20 protein-coding genes are annotated in these 22,845 nt (G+C 51.6%); 10 read left to right on the plus strand and 10 right to left on the minus strand.

From position 1 onward, the window contains the following. Nucleotides 1–50: 50 nt before the first annotated feature. Both ACLJXE_RS06580 and catA read left to right on the plus strand, forming a co-directional pair. The gene (locus ACLJXE_RS06580) at nucleotides 51–362 is read left to right on the plus strand and encodes a putative quinol monooxygenase (protein WP_410750412.1); all 312 of its coding nucleotides are present in this window, start codon (nucleotides 51–53) and stop codon (nucleotides 360–362) included. A 148-nt stretch (nucleotides 363–510) separates the two neighbouring features. Continuing rightward, nucleotides 511–1,188, plus strand: a complete 678-nt coding sequence (catA, locus tag ACLJXE_RS06585; protein WP_410750413.1) for a type A chloramphenicol O-acetyltransferase — start codon at nucleotides 511–513, stop codon at nucleotides 1,186–1,188. A 125-nt stretch (nucleotides 1,189–1,313) separates the two neighbouring features. On the opposite strand, the gene ACLJXE_RS06590 is transcribed toward catA, so the two are convergent. The 4 genes from ACLJXE_RS06590 to ACLJXE_RS06605 form a co-directional block, all read right to left on the minus strand. Then, the gene (locus ACLJXE_RS06590; protein WP_286628567.1) at nucleotides 1,314–1,766 is read right to left on the minus strand and encodes an acyltransferase; all 453 of its coding nucleotides are present in this window, start codon (nucleotides 1,764–1,766) and stop codon (nucleotides 1,314–1,316) included. Nucleotides 1,767–2,002: 236 nt separating this feature from the next. Further along, nucleotides 2,003–2,719, minus strand: a complete 717-nt coding sequence (locus ACLJXE_RS06595) for a YebC/PmpR family DNA-binding transcriptional regulator (protein ID WP_286628568.1) — start codon at nucleotides 2,717–2,719, stop codon at nucleotides 2,003–2,005. A 432-nt stretch (nucleotides 2,720–3,151) separates the two neighbouring features. Then, complete coding sequence (locus tag ACLJXE_RS06600) at nucleotides 3,152–3,628, minus strand: cold-shock protein (RefSeq protein WP_410750414.1); 477 nt, start codon at nucleotides 3,626–3,628, stop codon at nucleotides 3,152–3,154. 86 nt (nucleotides 3,629–3,714) lie between these two features. Beyond that, nucleotides 3,715–3,960 (minus strand): YmjA family protein, encoded by a 246-nt coding sequence (locus tag ACLJXE_RS06605; protein WP_005127954.1) that lies wholly within the window; start codon nucleotides 3,958–3,960, stop codon nucleotides 3,715–3,717. Nucleotides 3,961–4,444: 484 nt separating this feature from the next. Here ACLJXE_RS06605 and ACLJXE_RS06610 point away from each other — a divergent pair, with 484 nt between their 5' ends. Both ACLJXE_RS06610 and ACLJXE_RS06615 read left to right on the plus strand, forming a co-directional pair. After that, entirely contained in the window at nucleotides 4,445–5,221 is a 777-nt protein-coding gene (locus tag ACLJXE_RS06610; RefSeq protein ID WP_410750415.1) for an MBL fold metallo-hydrolase, read from the plus strand. Nucleotides 5,222–5,239: 18 nt separating this feature from the next. Continuing rightward, nucleotides 5,240–6,190 carry a GlxA family transcriptional regulator gene (locus tag ACLJXE_RS06615; RefSeq protein ID WP_410750416.1) on the plus strand — a complete coding sequence of 317 codons (951 nt, stop codon included), beginning with the start codon at nucleotides 5,240–5,242 and terminating at the stop codon, nucleotides 6,188–6,190. Here the strand turns inward: ACLJXE_RS06615 and ACLJXE_RS06620 are convergent. Continuing rightward, nucleotides 6,187–6,837, minus strand: a complete 651-nt coding sequence (locus ACLJXE_RS06620) for a class I SAM-dependent DNA methyltransferase (RefSeq protein WP_286628576.1) — start codon at nucleotides 6,835–6,837, stop codon at nucleotides 6,187–6,189. The two genes, ACLJXE_RS06615 and ACLJXE_RS06620, sit on opposite strands and share 4 nt — an antisense overlap. Before the next feature lie 125 nt (nucleotides 6,838–6,962). Here ACLJXE_RS06620 and ACLJXE_RS06625 point away from each other — a divergent pair, with 125 nt between their 5' ends. Both ACLJXE_RS06625 and ACLJXE_RS06630 read left to right on the plus strand, forming a co-directional pair. Next, a complete protein-coding gene (locus ACLJXE_RS06625) occupies nucleotides 6,963–8,057 on the plus strand; it encodes a LacI family DNA-binding transcriptional regulator (protein ID WP_410750477.1) in 1,095 nt (364 codons plus the stop codon). A 106-nt stretch (nucleotides 8,058–8,163) separates the two neighbouring features. Further along, complete coding sequence (locus ACLJXE_RS06630; protein WP_410750417.1) at nucleotides 8,164–11,241, plus strand: beta-galactosidase; 3,078 nt, start codon at nucleotides 8,164–8,166, stop codon at nucleotides 11,239–11,241. 98 nt (nucleotides 11,242–11,339) lie between these two features. On the opposite strand, the gene prpE is transcribed toward ACLJXE_RS06630, so the two are convergent. The 4 genes from prpE to prpB form a co-directional block, all read right to left on the minus strand. Next, nucleotides 11,340–13,226 carry a propionate--CoA ligase gene (gene prpE / locus ACLJXE_RS06635; RefSeq protein ID WP_410750418.1) on the minus strand — a complete coding sequence of 629 codons (1,887 nt, stop codon included), beginning with the start codon at nucleotides 13,224–13,226 and terminating at the stop codon, nucleotides 11,340–11,342. Between the two features lie 40 nt (nucleotides 13,227–13,266). Next, nucleotides 13,267–14,718, minus strand: a complete 1,452-nt coding sequence (locus ACLJXE_RS06640) for a bifunctional 2-methylcitrate dehydratase/aconitate hydratase (RefSeq protein WP_286628580.1) — start codon at nucleotides 14,716–14,718, stop codon at nucleotides 13,267–13,269. 37 nt (nucleotides 14,719–14,755) lie between these two features. Beyond that, the gene (gene prpC, locus ACLJXE_RS06645; protein WP_286628582.1) at nucleotides 14,756–15,925 is read right to left on the minus strand and encodes a 2-methylcitrate synthase; all 1,170 of its coding nucleotides are present in this window, start codon (nucleotides 15,923–15,925) and stop codon (nucleotides 14,756–14,758) included. A gap of 81 nt (nucleotides 15,926–16,006) precedes the next feature. After that, entirely contained in the window at nucleotides 16,007–16,888 is an 882-nt protein-coding gene (gene prpB / locus ACLJXE_RS06650) for a methylisocitrate lyase (RefSeq protein WP_410750419.1), read from the minus strand. Between the two features lie 251 nt (nucleotides 16,889–17,139). On the opposite strand from prpB, the gene prpR reads away from it, so the two are divergent. Further along, nucleotides 17,140–18,732: a propionate catabolism operon regulatory protein PrpR gene (prpR, locus tag ACLJXE_RS06655; protein ID WP_410750420.1), complete on the plus strand. Its 1,593-nt coding sequence runs from the start codon at nucleotides 17,140–17,142 to the stop codon at nucleotides 18,730–18,732. A gap of 48 nt (nucleotides 18,733–18,780) precedes the next feature. Here the strand turns inward: prpR and yahO are convergent, their stop codons facing one another. Beyond that, nucleotides 18,781–19,056, minus strand: a complete 276-nt coding sequence (yahO, locus tag ACLJXE_RS06660; protein ID WP_286628702.1) for a DUF1471 family periplasmic protein YahO — start codon at nucleotides 19,054–19,056, stop codon at nucleotides 18,781–18,783. 348 nt (nucleotides 19,057–19,404) lie between these two features. Here yahO and ACLJXE_RS06665 point away from each other — a divergent pair, with 348 nt between their 5' ends. From ACLJXE_RS06665 to ACLJXE_RS06675, 3 genes are all read left to right on the plus strand, one after another. Next, the gene (locus ACLJXE_RS06665; RefSeq protein ID WP_286628585.1) at nucleotides 19,405–20,037 is read left to right on the plus strand and encodes a LysE family transporter; all 633 of its coding nucleotides are present in this window, start codon (nucleotides 19,405–19,407) and stop codon (nucleotides 20,035–20,037) included. Between the two features lie 88 nt (nucleotides 20,038–20,125). Next, nucleotides 20,126–21,514 (plus strand): diguanylate cyclase, encoded by a 1,389-nt coding sequence (locus ACLJXE_RS06670; RefSeq protein WP_410750421.1) that lies wholly within the window; start codon nucleotides 20,126–20,128, stop codon nucleotides 21,512–21,514. A 219-nt stretch (nucleotides 21,515–21,733) separates the two neighbouring features. Continuing rightward, nucleotides 21,734–22,840 carry a 4Fe-4S binding protein gene (locus tag ACLJXE_RS06675; RefSeq protein WP_410750422.1) on the plus strand — a complete coding sequence of 369 codons (1,107 nt, stop codon included), beginning with the start codon at nucleotides 21,734–21,736 and terminating at the stop codon, nucleotides 22,838–22,840. The last annotated feature ends 5 nt before the right edge of the window (nucleotides 22,841–22,845 follow it).

Here is a 22,845-nt window from a genome sequence, read left to right on the forward strand (position 1 = left end):
AATAATATCTTCATTGCAGAGTGTGCATTCATTTTCTGCCAGGAGGCTACATGTTAAAGGTCATTGCTGAAGATTTTATCAAACCTGAATATATTGAAACCGTTCTCCCTTTGTATCGTGAACTCATATCCGCCACGAAGAAAGAACCGCGCTGTCTTGCTTATGACCTCTATATTGATGAAAAAGATCCCGGGCATTTTATTTTTATAGAAGAATGGCCAAACCACGCGGCGCTCGATGAACATTGTGCGAGTGAGCATTTCAGACGACTTGTGCCGTTAATCGATCAATACACGCGCAAAGAAGCACGTTACATATTGATGAATGACATCGTAAATCCAGGGGTGCAAAGTCTCTTGTGAAGAAGCGTTAATCTTTCCTCCTGTATAAGGATACGCTACTCTCACAAATGCGTTCGCTGGTAACATGCTTCGGGACATGCAGGGTGATTAAGTCATGGAAAGACTTAGGCTAAGATATGATATTTGATTGCAAATCAAAGGATAAAAAATGAAAAAAACGACGCCAGAATATACGACTGTTGACTTATCTCGTTGGGCAAGGAAAGAGCATTTTGAGGTATTTCAGTCTTTTGCTCAAAGTACCATTAACCAAACTGTTCTGTTAGACGTTACCGCAGTACTAAAACATATAAAAGAGATTGGCTGGAAATTTTACCCTACTATGATTTCCCTCCTTTCTAAAGTTGTCAACAAGCATACTGAATTCCGTATGGCCATAAAGAACAATGAGCTTGTCATATGGAATGAAATTCATCCAAGCTATACCATTTTCCATAATGAAACTGAGACTTTTTCATCATTATGGAGCCGCTACGATGGCAATATTCATCACTTCCAAAACACTTATTCAGAAGACGTAGCACGCTATTGTAATAACCTTTCTTATTGGCCAAAAGGAGAGTCTCCGGAAAATGTATTTTTCGTATCGGCTATTCCTTGGGTAAGTTTTACCAGTTTTAATATCAACATTGCGAACATGCAGAACTTTTTTGCCCCCATGTTCACACTTGGAAAATACTATGAACAAGATGGGAAAGTCTTGTTACCTCTCGCCGTTCAGGTACATCACTCCGTGTGCGATGGTTTCCATTTAGCAAGACTAATCAATGAACTACAGGAAATGAGTCATGACCTGCGGCACCATTCAAAGGAACGCAACGTCTGATGCAGCAGACGTTTCTTTATATGGCGTGAGCAGCAAGAATAGTCGCCATGTCTGTGAACAAGAGGGGTTGACATGAACAGTCCGGGAAGAACATAAATTTGGGTTCGCGATGGCAAAGGTAATACTTAAAGCTTTCGCAAAAGTCTGGCCGGATTGCCAGCATACACGCCTTTTACCAGCACGGGCTTTGTCACCACACTACCGGCACCAATCACCGCACCACTGCAAATTTCTGTTGTTAAAATTGTAGCGCCACTCCCCACCGTTACTGCGTTGCCTAATACAATATTAATCCAGCTTTTTGCAGAAGCGTCAGGACTTCCGCTCTTGAAAAGATCGTTAGCAAAGGTCACGCCATGCCCTATAAAGCAGTCCTCGCCTAAGGTAACGTTCTCACAGATGAAAGTATGGGACTGCACTTTAGTTCTATCGCCTATGACGCATCCCTTTTGTATCTCAACAAATGGTCCGACAAACACATCATGGCCCAGCTCGCATTCATAAAGATTCACAGGCATGACTATTGTGACATTTTTACCTTGTTTTACGTCACGAATACCACTTTCAATAATATTCATATCAGCACTGTCCTTACTCAAGATAATGCGGTTCAGTATTGAAAACCTGAACTTTCTGGAACTCTTTACCATCTATTATCAGATAGTTAAGGCCAGGGATTTCAATTAATGCTTTTCTTTTAGTAATAGTATTTTTATCTGTTTTTTATAATCAACACATCTTATCAGACATGTTGATCATAACAAACTTACAATTTATAAAATCTGCCACAATGACAGATTTCTTTAATTTATAATTAGAGATTTGCAACGTTATGATATATTTTTTGAACATCATCATCATCTTCAAGGGCATCAACAAGTCCTTCAAAGATTTCTAAATCTTCTGGTGAAAGTTCAATTTCTGATTGAGCAATCATTTCTAATTCTGTTGTTGAAAACTCAGTAATTCCAGCTGCTTTGAGGGCTGCAATGCCTTTATGAAGATCTGTAGCTTCAGTATAAATAACAATACTACCTTCTTCTTCGGTTACATCACGAACATCAACTTCAGCTTCAAGCAAAATTTCAAAAATATGATCTGGGTCAGTGCCTTTAAATACAATGACTCCGGTATTGTCAAACATATAGCTGACAGAACCCGCCGCACCGATATTTCCGCCTTTTTTATTGAAGATTGAGCGAATATTAGCAATCGTACGGTTAACATTTGAAGTCAACGTTTCAGCGATAATCATTGAACCGCTTGGTCCAAAGCCTTCATAACGCCCTGCCATGAACGTTTCATCGCCGCCACCCTTGGCTTTATCTATTGCTTTATCAATAACATGCTTTGGAACTTGTGCTTGTTTTGCACGTTCAATAACGAATTTTAAAGCTGTGTTTAATTCCGGGTCTGGTTCACCTTGTTTAGCAGCAGCATAGATTTCCACACCGAATTTTGAATATACTTTAGACGTTGCACCGTCTTTAGCCGTTTTTTTACCAACAATATTGGCCCATTTACGTCCCACTGGAAGAGTCTCCTCGACAATTTATTTGCATGACAGGCAGGTTAATAACCAGCCTGTTTTTCCCGGCACATTATATCATCATATGTAAATTCTCGTCTATGAAAAATAAAAACATCCAAACCTTACGGAGTGTTACTTTAATTTCATCAATAATTAACATTATGGATAAGTTATTCAAAAATTTCCTTCTGGTTCTTCTGTTTTTATTTTTAATAATAAATCTGCAGCAGTAATAGATAAAGCAAGGGAATCAAAAGTAATAAACCCGGCAAAGTCCCGTCTTCACTTTTTATATAAAACGTTCACATTTGCTTCTGACACAAAGTGGCTTTTGCGCCCACATACCTGTCCAGTCTGACTGAATGCAAAAAAAAACCGAAACCCTGCTTTTGAAAAGAGCAGCGTTTCGGCATTCATTCACTCTGAAGGACGTCAGACTTTCAGCAGTTTCACCGTCTCGTCGATGTCGATTTCATCTTCGGAAAAGATCAGCGTCGTGCCCTGGAAGGTAGTGATCGCCAGCTTTTTCAGCGTGCGCATTTCGCCAGGCTTCACTTCTGATTTCGGTCGGATGCTGTTCATCAGCACGCCGACAGACAGCACCGCGTTTTCTTTGTCGATACGGGTTTCAACCGGCACTTCTTCGCTGTACACCAGGTAAGACTTGATCGCCGTGAGCTTCAGGCGCTCGCCCGCGATATAGATGTATTTGCTGTCGGGTATGACTTTCACCGCATAGGCAGACAGGCCTTTGTTGTTGGTGGTGGGCTCAAAAGTCACCGCCGCGTCTTTCTTGATCAGCTCAGGATTAGCAACCTTAATCACATGAAAATAGCGGTTGTCGCCGTTTTCATCTTTGATAAATCCAAAGCCTTTATCTTTAAACCACGTTGTGATTGTTCCGTTCATTGCTGTTTCCGCCTGATTAAACCGAATACTCGTAGAGCATACCTACTCAATTTGCGCGCAGTGTAAAACACAGACCCTGTCTTTGGCTACTCGTTACCCCAGCGATTGAGGAACTCCGCGATATCATCAATACGCTGTGCGTCGACTCCGGCCACAGTTGCCATCTCCTGCTGCGCGTCTTCGCTGATCTCTTCGTTGTTCATCAAACGAGTGATCAGCTGCTGGAAGTAGTGCGCCAGCGCATCGCGTTCGGCATCGCTCACCGGCTTTGCGGCTTCGGTCGCGTACTCATCGGCGATATCATAATATTTTAGCGGAATGTCGTTGTTCATCAGGTGCTCCGGGGTAAATACGTGTGCCAGCAGTTGCCTGCCGCGTCTGGGGTGAATGATAGCATTGTTATTTCATGGTTCGCGATCTGTTTTATTCACTGTAATACGTTGCATTTATCCATTATATTTTCTGGAGCCACTTCGCATTTAATAAACCTTCCCAGACTTAATTGACTGTATTTTCATTCAGTTCGGTACAATAGTGGAGAATTAAATAGTGCTATAAAAAAGAAACATAAGCTTAGTTTAAATCAACTATCTTTAATCATTTCCAGCACATTAAATAATTTAGACAATAACCCGGTGATTAAAAACAGCAAACAAAGGTTCGTCCCGTAGGGCTGATAAACGCCCCGCCATCTCCTACTGACATCATTGCGTTGCGATTGGCCCAATCCCATCGTTAGTCGCCCATTTGCCCACATTCATCTTCTGGACAACACTCTACGATGACACCACTGACCCAACACGTAGAGCGCACACCATGAACATCACGCAAATCCGTAATGCCACACAGCACATCACCTTTGGTGGAATGACTTTTCTGGTCGATCCTATGCTGGCAGCGAAAGGCGCATATCCGGGTTTTGCCGGAACTGCACGTGCCGAAATTCGCAACCCAACCGTCGACCTGCCCATCGACCTCGATACCCTGCTTAATGTCGATGCGCTGATCGTGACCCATCTGCATGAAGATCACTGGGACGAGGTTGCCGCTCGTGTCGTGCCGAAAGACAAACCAATCTATGTGCAAAATGACCATGATGCACACGTGCTGCGGGAGCAGGGTTTCACACAACTCACCGTGCTGACGCAAAATACCGTCGTCGGCGCTATCACTCTGCGTAAAACCGGCGGCCAGCACGGCTCCGATCGCGCCTATGCGATTCCACAAATGGCAGAGCGCCTGGGCGATGCCTGTGGTGTTATCTTTATGCATCCGGCGGAAAAAACGCTGTATCTGGTCGGCGACACCCTCTGGCGCGACGAGGTGGAAGCCAACATGCATACATTCCAGCCCGGCGTGGTGGTTCTGAACGCGGGTTTTGCCCACGTCATCGGGTTTGGCTCAATTATCATGGGTGCGGAAGATGTGCTGAAAACCCACTTCACCTTACCCGAAGCACAAATTGTAGCGACCCATATGGAGGCGATTAACCACTGTCTGCTGACCCGCGCGGCCCTGAAAGAGTACGCTCGTGATAACCAGATTGAACATTGCGTCAACGTGCCGGAAGATGGGGAAACCCTGACATTTTAATCCCGACAAAGGAATCGTATGCAGCCGCTTAACGTCGCCATTGTTGCCGTGGAAGATTTCAGCCCGTTTCACTTCTCGGTGCCATGCATCATTTTCAGTGACAAAATGGCGGCGCAAAAGCGCTTTGAGGTACAGATGTGCGCCGAAAAACCGGGCATCATCTCCTCGCAGGATGGTTTCTCCGTTACCGCAACTCACGGTTATGAAGCGGTGGAGGCCGCCGATATCGTGGTGATCCCCTGGTGGGGCACCACCGCGCATTGTCCACCGCAAAGCCTGCTTGATGCGCTCAACCGTGCGCGACAAAACGGCGCACAGATTGTCGGGCTGTGCCTGGGGGCGTTTGTCCTCGGCTATGCGGGGTTACTGGATGGTAAACGGGCCGCTACGCACTGGGAGTTCGAGCAGGATTTTCAGGCACGCTTTCCGGCGGCCCACCTGGATATCAACGCCCTGTACGTGGATGACGACGGCATTATTACCTCAGCAGGTACCGCCGCCGCGCTGGATTGCTGTTTGTACGTGATCCGCCAGCGTTTTGGCAGCACGGTGGCGAATCAGATTGCCCGACGGATGATTGTGCCACCGCATCGTGAGGGCGGTCAGGCACAGTTTATTGAACAACCGGTAGCGAAAAACACCCAGGATCAACGCATCAACGCCCTGCTCGACTATTTGCGCCAGCATCTCCACGAGCCGCATCATCTCGACGTTCTGGCGCAGCGGGTGATGATGAGTCGTCGCACGCTAACCCGTCATTTTATGAAGGCCACCGGGTCAAGCGTGGCTGAATGGTTGATTACCGAGCGCCTGCGCCGCAGCCAGGTCTTGCTGGAGTCCAGTCAGTTACCCGTTGAACGCATTGCCGAACAGGTCGGTTTTCTCTCCCCTATCACCTGGCGGCAGCATTTTAAATCCCACTTCGGCGTCAGTCCGGCTGAATGGCGTAAAACCTTTCGCGGCGATTAACCTCTTTTTTGCGCCAGCCAGATGGTGTGCCCGGTACAGTGCGGATCTTCCATCACCCTCTCAATCACCGTAAAGCCGTGTGCCGACAGCAATGCGTGGTACTCATCAGGCGCGAGGCTGGCGTGAAACAGTGGCTCCCCCTCAAATTGTCCCATGGCGATGCCGTTGTCCGTGCCGCTGGTAAACATCAGCGCGCTACCGGGATGGCTGAGGCGGTCAAAAATGGGGAACATCTTTTGCTGGTCCAACTGGGTTAAATGGAAAAAGCTGTCCCAGGCGATCAGACCGTCAAAAGTTTCATTTAGCGTGAGCTCGCGCATATCCTGCTCCAGCCAGCGCTGTGCGGGAAAAACGTGCCGGGCGCGCGCCAGCATCGCCGCCGAGCCATCAATCCCCGTTAGCTGCAAACCTTGCTGGATAAAATAACCGGCAATCGGCTGACCGTTTCCGCAGCCAATGTCCACAATATGGCCCTGCCCGCCCATCACCGCGATGAACTTATCCAGCCAGTTTTTTTCAAACAGCGCGCGTGAACGCTGACGGGCAAAAGCCTCCGCATGACGCCGATAGATAGAAAGAATGTTGTTTGCCGCAGCATCGCTCACGATGTCCTCACTTTTCTGCTGTTCTGTCATTATGTTAAGCATAAAGGCTGTTGACCTGCCATCGCCCAATTCATGTCCCTGGAATGCGCCTCGCAGAACCCGACCACAAATAGCCAAAAATAGTCTGCGCTGTGGCATGATAGCGCGTGGATAATGTCATGATCAGGGTGAATAATGTGAAACCGGTAACGCTATACGATGTCGCAGACCATGCAGGCGTCTCTTACCAGACCGTCTCACGCGTCGTGAATCAGGCCAGCCACGTTTCCACCAAAACCCGGCAAAAAGTTGAGGCCGCGATGGCGGAGCTCAATTACATTCCTAACCGCCTTGCACAGCAACTCGCAGGCAAACAGACGCCGTTGATTGGTGTAGCCACATCGAATCTTGCTCTGCACGCGCCCTCGCAGATCGTTGCCGCCATAAAAAGCCGCGCCGACCAGTCTGCCGCCAGCGTGGTGATCGCCATGGTTGAGCGCAGTGGTGTTGAGGCGTGTAAAGCCGCGGTACACAACCTGCTTTCTCAACGCGTAACCGGGCTTATCATCAACTATCCACTGGATGAAGAAGACGCCATGATGGTCGCCGCCACCTGCGGCGCGGTGCCCGTATTGTTTCTCGATGTCTCTGACCAGGCGCCGATTAATAGCGTCGTGTTCTCCCATGATGACGGCGCGCGACTCGGCGTTGAACATTTGATTCAACACGGACATCGGCGCATTGCCCTGCTGGCCGGGCCGCACTCATCGGTCTCCGCCAGGTTAAGGCATAGCAGCTGGCATAAATATCTGGCGCACTATCAGCTACGTCCCATTGCGGAACGTGAAGGTGACTGGAGTGCCATGTCCGGCTTTCATCAAACCATGCACATGCTTAACGACGGTATCATTCCAACCGCGATGCTGGTCGCCAACGATCAAATGGCGCTGGGCGCAATGCGGGCAATCAGCGAGTCTGGGCTGCGAGTTGCCGCGGATATCTCCGTGATCGGCTACGACGACACCGAGGACAGTGCCTGCTACATCCCGCCGCTGACCACCATCAGGCAGGATTTCCCCACTCTCGGACAGACCAGCGTCGACAGGTTGTTGCAGTTTACGCAGGGAATGTCCGCCCCCGGCAATCTGCTGCTGCCGGTCACGCTGGTCGAACGGAAAACCGTACTGCCGCCTGACACACAAACCGCCACGCCTCAGGTGCTGGCGGAGTCGTTGATGCAACTGGCGCGTCAGGTGTCTCTGCTGCCATCCGGCGAACGCTAATTACTGTGAGTCAGTTCACCCATTAAACCCGCCCGGCTTTACAGCGTCTCACCGCACGCCTTATGTTTATTAAATTGTGAGCGAATAACAAATATGAGATACCGCTATGGCTCTGAGCTCGGACTCACTTGCCGCCGTACTGGCGCGCCGTGACTGGGAAAATCCCGGCGTCACACAGATAAACCGTCTGGAGGCACATCCACCGTTTTATAGCTGGCGCTGTGTGGATGATGCCCGTAACAACCGGCCTTCATCCCAACGGATTTCGTTAAACGGCGAGTGGCAGTTCGCCTGGTTTGCCGCACCAGAGGCAGTGCCAGAAAGTTGGCTTGAGCATGATTTACCGCAGGCCGATGCCCTCTGCGTACCGTCTAACTGGCAGATGAGCGGTTATGATGCGCCAATCTACTCCAATATCACCTATCCATTCCCGGTCAATCCGCCCTGTGTGCCGACGCAGAACCCTACCGGATGTTACTCGCTCACATTCAGTATCGAAGACGTGTGGTTAGATGAGGGTCAGACGCGTATTATTTTTGACGGCGTGAACTCCGCGTTTCATCTGTGGTGCAACGGTCGTTGGGTCGGCTACGGTCAGGACAGCCGCCTGCCGTCTGAATTTGATCTTCGCGATTATCTGCTGCGCGGCGAAAACCGCCTGGCCATCATGGTGCTGCGCTGGAGCGATGGCAGCTATCTGGAAGATCAGGATATGTGGCGCATGAGCGGCATCTTTCGCGACGTTTCTTTGCTGCATAAACCCACAACGCAGATCCGTGACCTACGCATCAATACCCGCTTTAATGATGATTTCAGCCGTGCGGTGCTGGAAGCGGAAGTCCGGATAGCAGGCGACGAGCGTGAGGATGTACGCGTGACCCTGCAATTGTGGAACGGCGAAACGTTGGTTGGCGAATTCACCTCACCGCCCGGCAGCGAGATTGTTGATGAACGCGGCGCTTATCATGATCGCACTACGCTGCGCCTCCACGTTCAACACCCGGCGTTGTGGAGTGCCGAAACGCCTAATCTGTACCGCGCCGTTGTGCAGCTTCATACCGCTGACGGTACGCTGATTGAAGCCGAGGCCTGTGACGTCGGCTTCCGCGAGGTCCGCATCGAAAACGGCCTGCTGTTGCTTAACGGTCAACCGCTGCTGATTCGTGGTGCTAACCGCCACGAACATCACCCGCAAAACGGTCAGGTGATGGACGAAGCGACGATGGTGCAGGACATCATGCTGATGAAACAGAACAACTTTAACGCCGTACGTTGTTCGCATTACCCAAACCACCCGCTATGGTACACCCTGTGCGACCGCTATGGTCTGTATGTGGTGGATGAGGCCAATATCGAAACCCACGGTATGGTGCCCATGAATCGCCTGAGCGACGACCCAACATGGCTTCCCGCCATGAGCCAGCGCGTCACGCGCATGGTACAGCGTGACCGCAATCACCCAAGTATCATCATCTGGTCGTTGGGCAATGAGTCCGGTCACGGCGCGAACCACGACGCGCTGTATCGTTGGCTGAAATCGGAAGATCCCTCTCGCCCGGTGCAGTACGAAGGCGGTGGCGCGGATACCGTAGCCACAGACATTATTTGCCCGATGTACGCCCGCGTAGACCAGGATCAACCCTTCCCGGCGGTCCCCAAATGGTCAATCAAAAAATGGCTGTCGATGCCCGGCGAGCAGCGCCCGCTGATCCTCTGCGAATATGCTCATGCGATGGGTAACAGCCTTGGCGGCTACGCCAAATACTGGCAGGCATTCCGCCAGTATCCGCGCCTGCAGGGAGGATTCGTCTGGGACTGGGTCGATCAGTCGCTCATTAAATATGACAACAACGGTAATCCGTGGTCAGCCTACGGCGGGGATTTTGGCGACACACCGAACGACCGCCAGTTTTGCATGGATGGGCTGGTATTTGCCGACCGCACGCCGCATCCGTCACTGTATGAGGCCAAACACGCGCAGCAGTTTTTCCAGTTTACGCTATTGCCTGGCCCCCAACGCCAGATTGAAGTTCGCAGTGAATACCTGTTCCGCCACAGCGATAACGAAATCCTGCATTGGTCCATCGCCCAGGACGGCAATCCGCTGGCCGCCGGAAAAATCACTCTGAATATCGCCCCACAGGGCCGCCAGTTGATCACCCTGCCGGCTATCCCGATGCCGGAAACCGCAGGCCAGCTATGGCTGACAGTCCGCGTGGAACAACCCCAGGCTACTGCGTGGTCAGACGCCGGGCATATCAGTGCCTGGCAGCAGTGGAAGCTGGAAGAGAAACTCAATCTGGCGCGTAAACCTCGCACCAGCACAGCGCCACAGCTGACGATCCGCGATGACGCGTTTACGGTAATCATCAGCGATAAACGCTGGGAATTCTGCCGCCGGACTGGCTTACTGACGCAATACTGGCTGGCCGAAAAAGCACAGCTGTTAGCGCCGTTAATCGATCAGTTTACCCGCGCGCCGCTGGATAACGACATCGGCATCAGCGAAGTAACGCGCATCGATCCTAATGCCTGGGTCGAACGCTGGAAGGCCGCGGGCCATTACCGTGCTGAGCCATGGCTATTGCAATGTGAGGCCGAAGCGCTGTCGAACAGCATCCTTATCACCACCGCGCATGCCTGGCAGTATCAGGGCGAAACGCTGTTTGTCAGCCGTAAATCGTATCATCTCGACGGCCACGGCGAGATGCAGATTACCGTGGATGTCGATGTGGCCAGCGGCACGCCGCATCCGGCGCGTATCGGCCTGAGTTGCCAGTTGGCGCAGGTGGCTGAGCGGGTGAACTGGTTGGGTCTTGGGCCGCACGAGAACTACCCGGATCGCCTGAGCGCTGCCTGTTTTGATCGTTGGGATCTGACGCTGGATGAGATGTATACGCCGTACGTCTTCCCGAGTGAAAACGGCCTGCGCTGCGGGACACGCGAATTACGCTACGGGGAGCATCTGTGGCGTGGTGACTTCCAGTTCAACATCAGCCGTTACAGCCAGAAGCAGCTGATGGAAACCAGCCATCGCCATCTGCTGCAGCCGGAAGCAGGAACATGGCTCAACATTGACGGTTTCCATATGGGCGTCGGCGGGGATGATTCGTGGAGCCCTTCAGTGTCGCCGGAATTTCAGTTGAGCGCAGGACGTTATCATTATCAGCTGAGTTGGCGCTAACCCTACGCCGGAGGGCGCTGCGCTTATCCGGCCAGGGGAGTGTCATGTCGCTGTCGCAGGCCCGGTAAGCATCGCGCCACCGGGCCAATTCATCACGGCTACTCTTCTATCGCCTGGCGAATTTGCTGTAACGATGTCGGATCGTCAATGGTCGTGAGATCGCCGGGATCGCGGCCTTCGCAGATCGCCTGGATCGTACGTCTGAGCATTTTTCCGGAGCGTGTTTTCGGCAGTTGCGACACAAACCAAACGTGAGCCGGACGACCAAAGTTACCAATCTGGCTGTCCACCAGCGCCATAATCGCCTTCTCTTCAGAATGCGCAATGTCGCGGTCTTCCAGACTGTCACTCTGCTTTGGAATGACAAACGCGACGGCCACTTGCCCTTTTAGCGCATCTTTCACCCCCACTACCGCTACCTCAGCAACGTTCGGGTAGCTGGAGATACTCTCTTCTATCTCGCGCGTGCCCAGGCGATGTCCGGCGACGTTGATCACGTCATCCGTACGCCCCAGAATGAAGTAATAACCGTCATCGTCACGAATGCCCCAGTCAAAGGTGGCGTAAACCTGGCGGGAGAACAGCGACCAGTAGGTATTCACAAAGCGTTCGTCATCACCCCAGATGGTCTGAATACAACCCGGCGGCAGCGGCCCTTCAATCACCAGCATCCCCTTCTCATTTGCAGCACAAGGTTCGCCAGTCACTTCATTGAGGAGTTGCACATTGTAGCCGTACATCGGCACACCAGGACTGCCCAGGCGCGACGGTCGGTCGTCCAGCCCACGGGCAATCGCCATAATCGGCCAGCCAGATTCGGTCTGCCAGTAGTTGTCGATAACCGGAACACCCAGCGTTTCCGTTACCCAACTCGCGGTCGGTTCATCCAGCGGTTCACCCGCCAGATACAACACTTCCAGCGACGAGAGATCGTGATTACGGATCTGCGCGGTGGGGAATTTCTTCAGCACGCGGATGGCAGTCGGTGCCGAGAACATCCGGCTGACCTGATACTTCTCAACAATCTTCCACCATACACCGCAGTCCGGGTACGTTGGCAGCCCTTCGTACACCACTGTCGCCATCCCCGCCAGCAGCGGGGCATAGACGATGTACGAGTGTCCCACCACCCAGCCGATATCCGACGCGCAGAAGAAAACGCCGCCCGCTTTGCCGCCGAAAATGGTGTCCATTGAGGTCGCCAGCGCCACCGCGTAGCCGCCCACATCACGCTGCACGCCTTTCGGTTTACCGGTTGTACCGGACGTGTAGAGAATGCAGGAGGTTTCATTCGATTCCAGCCAGGTCACCGGCACACGCGCGCCGAGATGCTGTTGGCGGAGCGCGGCAAAGTCGAGGTCGCGTCCTTCAACCCACGCCATTTTCGCCAGACCACGATCAACCAGTACCACATGGCGCGGCTGATGCTGAGCCTGTGCAATGGCATCATCGAGCAGCTTTTTATACGGCAGGATCTTGCCCCCGCGCGCCCCGGCATCCGCCGATACAATGACCTTTGGCTGGGCATCGTCGATCCGCGCCGCCACACTGTGTGAGGCAAATCCGCCAAAGACCACGGAATGGATCGCCCCAATACGCGCACAGGCCAGCAGCGTAATGTGCGCCTCGGCGATCATCGGCATATAGACCAGCACCCTGTCGCCGCGCTGTACGCCCAGCGACAGCAACATCGCCGCCGCGACGTTTACCTCGTCATACAACTGACGAAAGGTAAATGTGCGCTCTTCTTCGGTTTCCGATGAAACCGCGATCAGCGCCAGCGCGTCAGGCTGTTTCTCCAGCCAGCGGTCGATGGCGTTATGGCACAGATTAGTCGTCCCGCCACAAAACCAGCGAGCAAACGGTGGATGACGATGATCCAGTACCTGAGCAAACGGCTGCTGCCAGTCAATACGCTGGGCCTGCCCGGCCCAGAACGACTCAGGTTGCGTAATCGAACTCTGATAAAAATCGCTATAAGACATAATGCTCTCCTGTTGAACTTACGCCTTGCCGCACGCAGGTTTAGATAACGAACAAATCAAGGTATTCGTTGACTGGCATCTGCTCCAGGCTTGCTCTGTTCAGGGAGACATCCAGAATGCGCTGTTGCTGACGGGTCGGGAACTGACGCGCCAGGTTGATTTTGAATTTTTCGACCAGTTTCGGCATCCCGTCATTACGACGACGCGCGTGGCCAATGGGGTACTCCACCACCACTTCTTCAAAACGTGATCCATCGGTAAATTCCACGGTGATGGCGTTAGCGATGGCGCGTTTTTCCGGGTCGTGATAATCCGCGGTAAAGGTTGGGTCTTCGAAGCAATTGATCTTCTCGCGCAGCGCATCAATGCGTTTGTCCTGCGCCACGCCGTCTTCATAATCAGCTGCGGTTAAGCGTCCGAACAGCAGTGGGATAGCCACCATGTACTGAATGCAGTGGTCACGATCCGCCGGGTTATTCAGCGGACCTTTTTTGTCGATGATACGAATACAGGCTTCGTGCGTACGAATGGTCACTTTTTCAATATCCGCCGCCGTTTTACCCGCCGCCTGCAGTTGTTCATACAGCGTCATCGCCGCTTCAACCGCTGTTTGTGAGTGGAACTCAGCCGGGAAGGAGATTTTAAACAGCACGTTTTCCATCACGTAAGAGCCGTACGGACGCTGGAAGCGGAACGATTCCCCTTTGAAGGAGACATCATAGAAGCCCCAGGTTTTCGCCGTCAGCGCAGACGGGTAGCCCATCTCACCAGTTTTGGCCATCAGCGCCAGACGCACTGCGCGTGAAGTGGCATCCCCTGCCGCCCAGGATTTGCGCGTGCCGGTATTCGGCGCATGACGATAGGTGCGCAGCGACTGTCCGTCGACCCACGCCAGCGACACCGCATTGAGGATCTCATCGCGGGTTAATCCGAGCATTTCGGCAACAACGGCGGTCGAGGCGACTTTCACCAGCAGGACATGGTCGAGTCCAACGCGGTTAAAGGAGTTTTCCAGCGCGATACAGCCCTGAATTTCGTGGGCTTTAATCATGCCAGTCAGCACTTTTTTCATGGTTAACGGTGCTTTGCCGACCGCCACCGCATTGCGTGACAACCAGTCAGCCGTCGCCAGAATACCACCGAGGTTATCGGAAGGATGGCCCCATTCAGCAGCCAGCCAGGTGTCGTTGAAGTCCAGCCAACGGATCATCGCGCCGATATTAAATGCCGCCTGAACGGGATCGAGCTGGAACTGGGTGCCCGGTACACGAACACCGTTCGGCACCACCGTACCCGGCACAATCGGCCCTAACAGCTTTTTACAGGCCGGATATTCCAGCGCTTCCAGGCCGCAGCCGAGGGTATCAAGCAGGCAATAATGTGCAGTGTCATACGCCACCTTTGAGGTGATCTCGTAATTCATAACATAATCAACGATATCAACAATTTCACGGTCAAATTCAGGGCGAATGTTCGAAATATGAGCGGACATAAAAGGGGTTCCTGTTTTTATCTTTAGAGGTTTTGCATTAGCAACGTTTTTCAATTGCGACGAATTCGCGATCTTCCGGGCCAACATAATTGGCGGAAGGACGGATAATTTTGTTGTCCTGACGCTGTTCGATAATGTGCGCCGCCCAGCCAGTAACACGGGCGATAACAAACAGCGGTGTGAACATTTCGGTGGGGACGCCCATCATGTTGTAGGAGACCGCCGAGAACCAGTCGAGGTTGGGGAACATCTTTTTGGTGTCCCACATCACGGTTTCCAGACGGTCAGCGATGTTGTACATTTTCAGCGAACCGCCTTCCTGAGAGAGCTGTTTCGCCACGCGCTTAATCACCTGATGACGCGGGTCGGCAATGGTGTAAACCGGATGTCCAAAGCCAATCACCACTTCTTTGTTTTCCACGCGTTTGCGGATATCCGCTTCGGCTTCATCTGGTGTCTCATAGCGCTGCTGGATTTCCAGCGATACCTCGTTGGCTCCGCCGTGTTTCGGGCCGCGCAGTGCGCCAATCGCCCCGATAATCGCGGAATACATGTCTGAGCCAGTACCGGCGATCACTCTGCTGGTAAAGGTGGAGGCGTTAAATTCATGTTCGGCATACAACACCAGCGAAATATGCATGGCTTTTTCCCAGCTTTGCGAGGGTTTTTCGCCATGCAGCAGATGCAGGAAGTGGCCACCAATCGAATCATCGTCAGTTTCCGGCTGGATACGCTCGCCGTTGTGACTGTAGTGATACCAGTACAACAGGATTGAGCTGAGTGAGGCTAAAAGTTTGTCAGCGATGTCGCGCGCACCAGAGACGGTATGCCCCTCTTTTTCCGGCAACGTACAACCTAACGCGGAGACGCCGGTGCGCATGACGTCCATCGGGTGTGATGCTGCTGGCAGCGCTTCCAGCACGGTACGGACATTGGCGGGTAAGCCACGCAGCGCTTTTAATTTGCTCTTATAGGCATTGAGTTCATCACGGGTGGGTAATTTCCCATGAATCAACAGGTGCGCAACCTCTTCAAATTCACACTGCTGCGCCAGATCGAGAATATCGTAGCCACGATAGTGTAAATCGTTACCGCTTTTACCTACGGTACACAACGCCGTATTTCCGGCGGGTACGCCGGACAGCGCGACTGATTTTTTCGGCTTAATGACATGGGTACTGTTTTGCAGGATCGTTGTGTCGCTCATGTTGTCCTCGTCATTTTTATAATATGTAGGGTACAAATTTATTGCCGGATGGCGGCTACACCTTATCCGGCCTACGACGGCTTACTTTTGGGTATACAACGCGTCGAGTTTCTCTTCGAACTGGTAGTAGTTGATGCTTTCGTACAGCTCGTTGCGTGTCTGCATAATGTCGATCACGCTCTTTTGCGTCCCTTCCTGGCGCAGCACGTTGTATACCCGTTCAGCGGCGCGGTTCATGGCACGGAAGGCCGACAGCGGATAGAGCGCCATCGCAACATTTGCACTGCGCAGCTCATCGGTGGTGAACAGCGGTGTCGCACCAAATTCGGTAATGTTAGCGAGGATCGGCACCTGCACCGCGTCAGCAAACTGGCGGTACATAGAAAGCTCAGTGATTGCTTCCGGGAACAGCATGTCAGCGCCCGCTTCGACATACGCCTGCGCGCGATCGATAGCCGCGTCCAGCCCTTCCACCGCCAGCGCATCGGTACGCGCCATGACAACGAAGTCAGGATCGGTACGCGCATCAACAGCCGCGCGGATCCTGTCGACCATCTCTTCTTTTGAAACGATCGCCTTGTTCGGACGATGGCCGCAGCGCTTAGCGCCGATCTGATCTTCAATGTGCAGCGCAGCAGCACCAGCTTTGGAAATCGACTTCACGGTACGCGCTACGTTAAATGCCGACGATCCAAACCCGATATCAGCGTCCACCAGCAGCGGCAGCGGGCAAACGTCGGTGATACGGCGGATATCGGTCAGCACATCATCCAGCGTAGAGATACCGAGATCGGGCAATCCCAATGAGCCGGCCGCCACGCCGCCGCCAGACAGGTAAATCGCCTGGTATCCGGCGCGTTGGGCCAAGAGCGCATGGTTGGCGTTAATGGTGCCAACGATTTGCAATGGATTTTCTTTGGTGAGCGCGGCGCGGAACGCCTGCCCTGGGGAGTGTAGAGACATATCCCGTCCTCTTGTTATCAACTTGTTATCGTTCGTTGATAAACCTAAAGCAAGGGGTATGCCAAAGACCTGAATTTTTGCTGAAATCCTATTTTTTATTTTTAAAACAAAGAATTACATTTAACTCCTGCGTTTTTTATGTACAAAAGCGTGTCAGCTATCGTTTCATGAAACCGAGATGAACGTTTCATTGCAACATGTATGAAACACAACTAAACCCAATATTCGGTTCCTTACTTTTTGAGTTGGTTATGGCTGATACGCATCTTCCGCCGCGGGTGAATGACGACAAACCGGTTATCTGGACGGTCTCTGTTACGCGTCTGTTTGAACTGTTCCGCGACATCAGCCTGGAGTTCGATCACCTGGCGACCATCACCCCTATCCAGCTTGGTTTTGAAAAAGCGGTCACCTATATCCGCAAGAAGCTGGCGAGCGAGCGTTGTGATGCGATCATTGCGGCGGGCTCCAACGGTGCCTATCTGAAAAGCCGCTTATCAATTCCGGTGATCCTGATTAAACCCAGCGGCTTCGATGTGCTACAGGCATTGGCGAAAGCGGGAAAACTCACATCATCAATTGGCGTCATTACCTATCAGGAAACCATTCCTGCGCTTCTCGCCTTTCAAAAGACCTTCAATTTACAGCTTGAACAGCGTAGCTATATCACCGAAGAAGATGCCCGAGGACAAATCAACGAGCTGAAGGCCAACGGCACTCAAGCAGTGGTCGGAGCGGGACTCATTACCGATCTGGCGGAAGAAGCCGGTATGACCGGCATCTTTATCTATTCAGCAGCTACCGTGCGCCAGGCCTTTGTCGATGCGCTGGATATGACGCGCCTGACGCTACGGCGAAACGGTCAATACGCTTCTGGCGATACACTGCGCACCCGCTATGCACTGGGAGATATGCGCGGTCATTCGGCACAGATGGAACAGGTTCGCCACACCATAATGCTCTACGCCCGTTCTCGCGCACCGGTGTTGATTCAGGGCGAAACGGGTACGGGGAAAGAGCTGGCGGCGCAGGCCATCCATCGTGAATATTTCACCCGCCAGGAGAATCGACGCGGTAAACCCTCACCACCGTTTGTTGCCGTCAACTGCGGGGCAATCAGCGAATCCTTACTGGAAGCGGAGTTGTTCGGCTATGAGGATGGCGCTTTTACCGGCTCACGGCGGGGCGGACGCGCGGGTCTGTTTGAAATCGCCCACGGCGGAACACTGTTTCTTGATGAGATAGGTGAAATGCCGTTGCCGCTACAAACCCGACTGCTGCGCGTACTGGAAGAAAAAGAGGTCACCCGGGTAGGCGGACATCACCCCATTCCGGTAGAGGTACGGGTGATTAGCGCCACGCACTGCAACCTGGAACAAGAGATGAAACAAGGCGAGTTTCGTACCGATCTGTTTTATCGCCTGAGCATTCTGCGCCTCAAACTCCCCCCGCTACGCGAACGGCTACCTGATATTTTACCGCTGGCGGAAGGCTTTTTAAAACAGTCACTGGCGGAATTAGATGTGCCGTTTTCTGACTCTGTGCGCAAAGGACTGGGGCTCAGCGAACATACGCTGCTGAATTACGGCTGGCCGGGGAATATTCGTGAGCTGCGCAATATGATGGAGCGTCTGGCATTGTTTTTAAGCGTCGAGCCACAACCAGAGCTTAACGTCCATTTCTTGCAACAATTATTGCCAGAGCTGGCGATTGTCGCCGAAATACCCCAGATATCATCACTGACGCCACAACAGGTGCTGGCACAATTCAACGGTGATAAAACAGCGGCGGCGCGATATCTCGGTATCAGCCGGACCACGTTTTGGCGCAGGTTAAAAGAATAACCCGCCAGTACAGAGACTGGCGGGTATTTTATCTTTCAATGCAACGTATTATTTTTTCTTGTAAATATTGGCAGTGCCATGGATTTTGTTATCCGTTTGGCCAGATGTTAATACCACAACATCTGCGCCTTTCTCTTCGGCTTTCTTCAGAAGATCTTCTTTCGCATCAGAGGTGGAGACTTCATTACTGGTTGAGATATCACCAATTTTTGTATATTGCGACTCAACCTTTTCAAACTCAACCTTTGTCATAAATTCCGCTGCATACACGTTGGTTACGACAAACGCCAGCGCACCAATTAATACCTTATATCCAGTTTTCATATAAAAACTCCAGGTTTTGTTATTTATGCCATCATCGACCCCTGAACATTCAGCGTGCAAGTCAAGGATGATTAATAAGTAGTTCAGCCTGATTAAAAGATCCAGAGCCAACGGAAATATAAAGAAATCTTGCGCCGTAGCCACAACAGGAGATCCAGAACTGCCGCGTTATCCGACAATTTCGGTGATACAAATAGCATTAATGATGACATTAAGAAATTAACTGCGTTTGATGGTGCACTGTGAGTGAATACTCAGAATAGTGATTGCACTAAAACTATAGTAGGTGCAGATGCTTAAATGACCTGCGGGTAAACATTCATTTTCTCACCGATGGAATCGTTGTCTATGGAACCTCTGCACGCCGTTGTGCTCACCGTTAGCCTGTTTGTTTTAACCTTTTTCAACCCCGGTGCAAACCTGTTCGTGGTGGTGCAAACCAGCCTGGCGTCGGGACGACGCGCGGGTGTGATGACCGGTCTGGGCGTTGCCTTAGGCGATGCGTTCTACTCCGGGCTTGGCCTGTTTGGTATGGCGACGCTTATCACCCAATGTGAAGAGATATTCTCACTGATAAAAATCGTCGGCGGTGCATACTTACTGTGGTTTGCCTGGAATAGCATACGTCATCAGGCCACACCGCAAATGCCCACGTTACAGCAACCAATCTCCGCCCCCTGGTACGTATTCTTTCGTCGCGGGCTGTTAACGGATTTATCCAATCCGCAAACCGTACTGTTTTTTATTAGTATTTTCTCAGTCACCTTAAGTGCAGAAACCCCGACCTGGGCCAGACTGATGGCATGGGCAGGCATTGTGCTTTCTTCTGTTATCTGGCGTATTTTTCTCAGCCAGGCGTTTTCTCTTCCTGCAGTGCGCCGTGCATATGGTCGCATTCAGCGCGTTGCCAGCCGGGTGATTGGTGCCATCATCGGCGTCTTCGCCTTAAGGCTGATTTATGAAGGTATTAGCCATCGTTAATACGTAAAGAGAGTTTCACTTGACCATCGTGACGTAATTGTCCGTAATACCGCCTGAATTTTTCAATCACATTTTGAGTGGCTGTGAGATGGAACAGGTTGATCCCGTAAACGACACATTACTCCTTACAGAATGGCGGGCGCTAATACGCCAGACATCCCCTGACGTTCATACGATCCTCACAGGGTTAAGCGACGATGAGATCCGCCATTTAGTGACCGTTTTTTATGACTACATGCTCTCTCATGCGGAGAGCGCGTTGTTTCTGAATACGGAGCAGGTCAGTACGCGACTGAGCGGCAGTATGTTTGACTGGCTACGCAGCGTGCTTGGCAGCGCATATGAAGATCTCTCGCTCTTGCTGGCAAAACAGCGTGAAATTGGTGTAGTACACGCCCGTATCGGCCTGCCTATCGATCTGGTTAACCGCGGGGCGCGTAAGCTAAAAGAAGAGCTGTATCAGTTGCTGAAAAGTAAGGCCGACTACTCTGTCAGCCTGTTGAGCGATGCTATCTGTTTCAGCAGTCTGGCGATGGACACCGCGCTGGAGGCCATGACCGTTTCCTACTCTCCGAGCTATCAAAACTCGATGCACACCCAGGAGCAGTATCGGCTGCAGACCATTTACGACGACGTCAACGTCGAGCGCGAACGGCAAATTCGTTCGTTTACCGATTGGGAAAATCAGTTTATCTACAACATTGCGACTGGATTACCGTCCGGTGATCTGGTGTTCCTGGCGGACTCAGATTTTGGTATGTGGTTCTCTCATAAGGGGAAACACATTCTTGGCAGCGGTAATCTGTTGGCAGAAATGGAATCCGTGATCGCTGAGATCGATAACCGTCTGACACAGACACTCTCGAATCAGCATCAGCCTGGCGAAACCGAACGGATGAGCTTATTGCAGGACGTCCGACAACTCTCGGCCAAAATCCATTTTCTCCTCGCCTCAATGTTTGAAGCGCTGGTCAAACAGGAAAATGGCAAAGATTCGCTGACCCAACTGCTTAATCGCCGCTTTATTCCAACTATTATGCGCCGTGAAATCTCGCTGGCGTTACATTCACGAAAACCCTTTACCCTGGCAATGCTGGACATTGATTATTTTAAGCAGATCAACGACAGCTACGGACATAATACTGGCGATATGACGCTGAAAAACGTCGCGGCCGTAATTTATGAGCACATCCGCAGCAGCGATTACGTATTCCGCTATGGTGGTGAGGAGTTTATGATCCTGCTCGTTGAATCAGACGAATCGCAGGCCTCGATTATTCTGGAAACCCTGCGTAAGAAAATTTCCGAGTTGCGTATAGCTGCTTCCATGACTGAATCCTTCTCTATTACTGTCAGTATCGGCGTTGCCGAATATGACTATCATCCTGACTACAAACAACTGGTTGATAAAGCCGATCGCGCGCTCTATCTGGCGAAAAGCCATGGCCGTAACCGCGTAGAAACGTACCAGGAATGACTGTCGTCCCCCACAGATAAATAAATACCTCGTTCAGGGTATTTATCTGACCTGTGATAAATATCGTGCTGTTATTTTTATACATGCTCATTAGCGTGATAGAAATGGCAGCCGATTAATAAGATGCAAATCAAATACACTATATCTTTATAGCGGTAGCATATCCCGGTGATGAGTCTTCCTGAATGCAGGGGGAAATATGAGGGATAATAAAAGATCATGAACGGGAAGAAGAAAACGCGCTGGCAGCGCCGCCCTGGCACAGCCGGAGGGAAACTGCCCTGGAATGACTGGCGCAATGCCAGTAGCTGGAGAAAAGCCACCCAGTTTCTCCTGTTGGCCATCAATATCTATATTGGCGTGACGTTCTGGTATTGGGTTCGCTATTTCGAAACAGCCGGTACCAGCGTTTATATCCCAAGACCCGGCGGTATTGAGGGATGGCTTCCCATTGCCGGTCTGATGAATATCAGATACACACTGGAAACTGGTTTTCTTCCCCCCATTCACGCCGCGTCCATGCTGCTGCTTGTTGCCTTTATCCTGATGAGTTTGCTGTTAAAAAAAGCGTTCTGCTCGTGGTTGTGCCCGGTGGGTACGCTGTCTGAGCTGATTGGTAATCTGGGCAAAAAAATAGCGGGTCGCAATTTCACCCTGCCGCGTTGGCTGGATCTCCCCTTACTGAGCCTGAAATATCTGCTGCTGAGCTTCTTTCTGTATATCGCCCTGTCGATGCCAGCACAGGGGATTCAGTATTTTCTGATGTCAGCCTACGGCATGATTATCGACGTTAAGATGCTCGATTTCTTTCGTCATGTCGGCACGACGACGCTCATCGTGGTAGCGGTTATCAGCATCATGAGCCTGTTTATTCGCAATGCGTGGTGCCGTTATCTGTGCCCCTATGGCGCATTGCTTGGACTGTTCTCTTTGCTTTCGCCGTTTAAGATCCGCCGTAATGCCGACAGTTGCATTGATTGCGGCAAATGCGCAAAGAACTGCCCGTCGAATATTCCGGTCGATCGTTTAATTCAGGTACGCACCGTTGAGTGCACGGGGTGTATGACCTGTGTGGAATCCTGTCCGGTAGCCTCGACGCTGACCATGTCACTGAAAACACCGCCTGGCGCGCAATCAGGGCACTGCGCAGCACCGAAACAAGGGTGGCGACAAGGTAGGTTATCAGGGTGGACAATGACGCTACTGCTGCTCGGTATTCTGTTTGCCACCGTAGGCTATGCGGTGTACGCCAACGTCTGGCAGACGCCGGTGCCGGATCATATGTATTTCCAGTTGATCCCGAAGGCCGGCATGATCGGCCATTAATGGTT

Source organism: Citrobacter sp. U14242 (genome assembly GCF_046555775.1).
In the GTDB taxonomy this organism is placed as follows: domain Bacteria; phylum Pseudomonadota; class Gammaproteobacteria; order Enterobacterales; family Enterobacteriaceae; genus Citrobacter.

Coding starts and splice junctions, on each gene's coding strand:
- ACLJXE_RS06580 (WP_410750412.1), top strand. CDS start 51: ATGTTAAAGGTCATTGCTGAAGATTTTATCAAACCTGAATATATTGAA.
- catA (WP_410750413.1), top strand. CDS start 511: ATGAAAAAAACGACGCCAGAATATACGACTGTTGACTTATCTCGTTGG.
- ACLJXE_RS06590 (WP_286628567.1), bottom strand. CDS start 1,766: ATGAATATTATTGAAAGTGGTATTCGTGACGTAAAACAAGGTAAAAAT.
- ACLJXE_RS06600 (WP_410750414.1), bottom strand. CDS start 3,628: ATGAACGGAACAATCACAACGTGGTTTAAAGATAAAGGCTTTGGATTT.
- ACLJXE_RS06605 (WP_005127954.1), bottom strand. CDS start 3,960: ATGAACAACGACATTCCGCTAAAATATTATGATATCGCCGATGAGTAC.
- ACLJXE_RS06610 (WP_410750415.1), top strand. CDS start 4,445: ATGAACATCACGCAAATCCGTAATGCCACACAGCACATCACCTTTGGT.
- ACLJXE_RS06615 (WP_410750416.1), top strand. CDS start 5,240: ATGCAGCCGCTTAACGTCGCCATTGTTGCCGTGGAAGATTTCAGCCCG.
- ACLJXE_RS06620 (WP_286628576.1), bottom strand. CDS start 6,837: ATGCTTAACATAATGACAGAACAGCAGAAAAGTGAGGACATCGTGAGC.
- ACLJXE_RS06630 (WP_410750417.1), top strand. CDS start 8,164: ATGGCTCTGAGCTCGGACTCACTTGCCGCCGTACTGGCGCGCCGTGAC.
- prpE (WP_410750418.1), bottom strand. CDS start 13,226: ATGTCTTATAGCGATTTTTATCAGAGTTCGATTACGCAACCTGAGTCG.
- ACLJXE_RS06640 (WP_286628580.1), bottom strand. CDS start 14,718: ATGTCCGCTCATATTTCGAACATTCGCCCTGAATTTGACCGTGAAATT.
- prpC (WP_286628582.1), bottom strand. CDS start 15,925: ATGAGCGACACAACGATCCTGCAAAACAGTACCCATGTCATTAAGCCG.
- prpB (WP_410750419.1), bottom strand. CDS start 16,888: ATGTCTCTACACTCCCCAGGGCAGGCGTTCCGCGCCGCGCTCACCAAA.
- prpR (WP_410750420.1), top strand. CDS start 17,140: ATGGCTGATACGCATCTTCCGCCGCGGGTGAATGACGACAAACCGGTT.
- yahO (WP_286628702.1), bottom strand. CDS start 19,056: ATGAAAACTGGATATAAGGTATTAATTGGTGCGCTGGCGTTTGTCGTA.
- ACLJXE_RS06665 (WP_286628585.1), top strand. CDS start 19,405: ATGGAACCTCTGCACGCCGTTGTGCTCACCGTTAGCCTGTTTGTTTTA.
- ACLJXE_RS06670 (WP_410750421.1), top strand. CDS start 20,126: ATGGAACAGGTTGATCCCGTAAACGACACATTACTCCTTACAGAATGG.
- ACLJXE_RS06675 (WP_410750422.1), top strand. CDS start 21,734: ATGAACGGGAAGAAGAAAACGCGCTGGCAGCGCCGCCCTGGCACAGCC.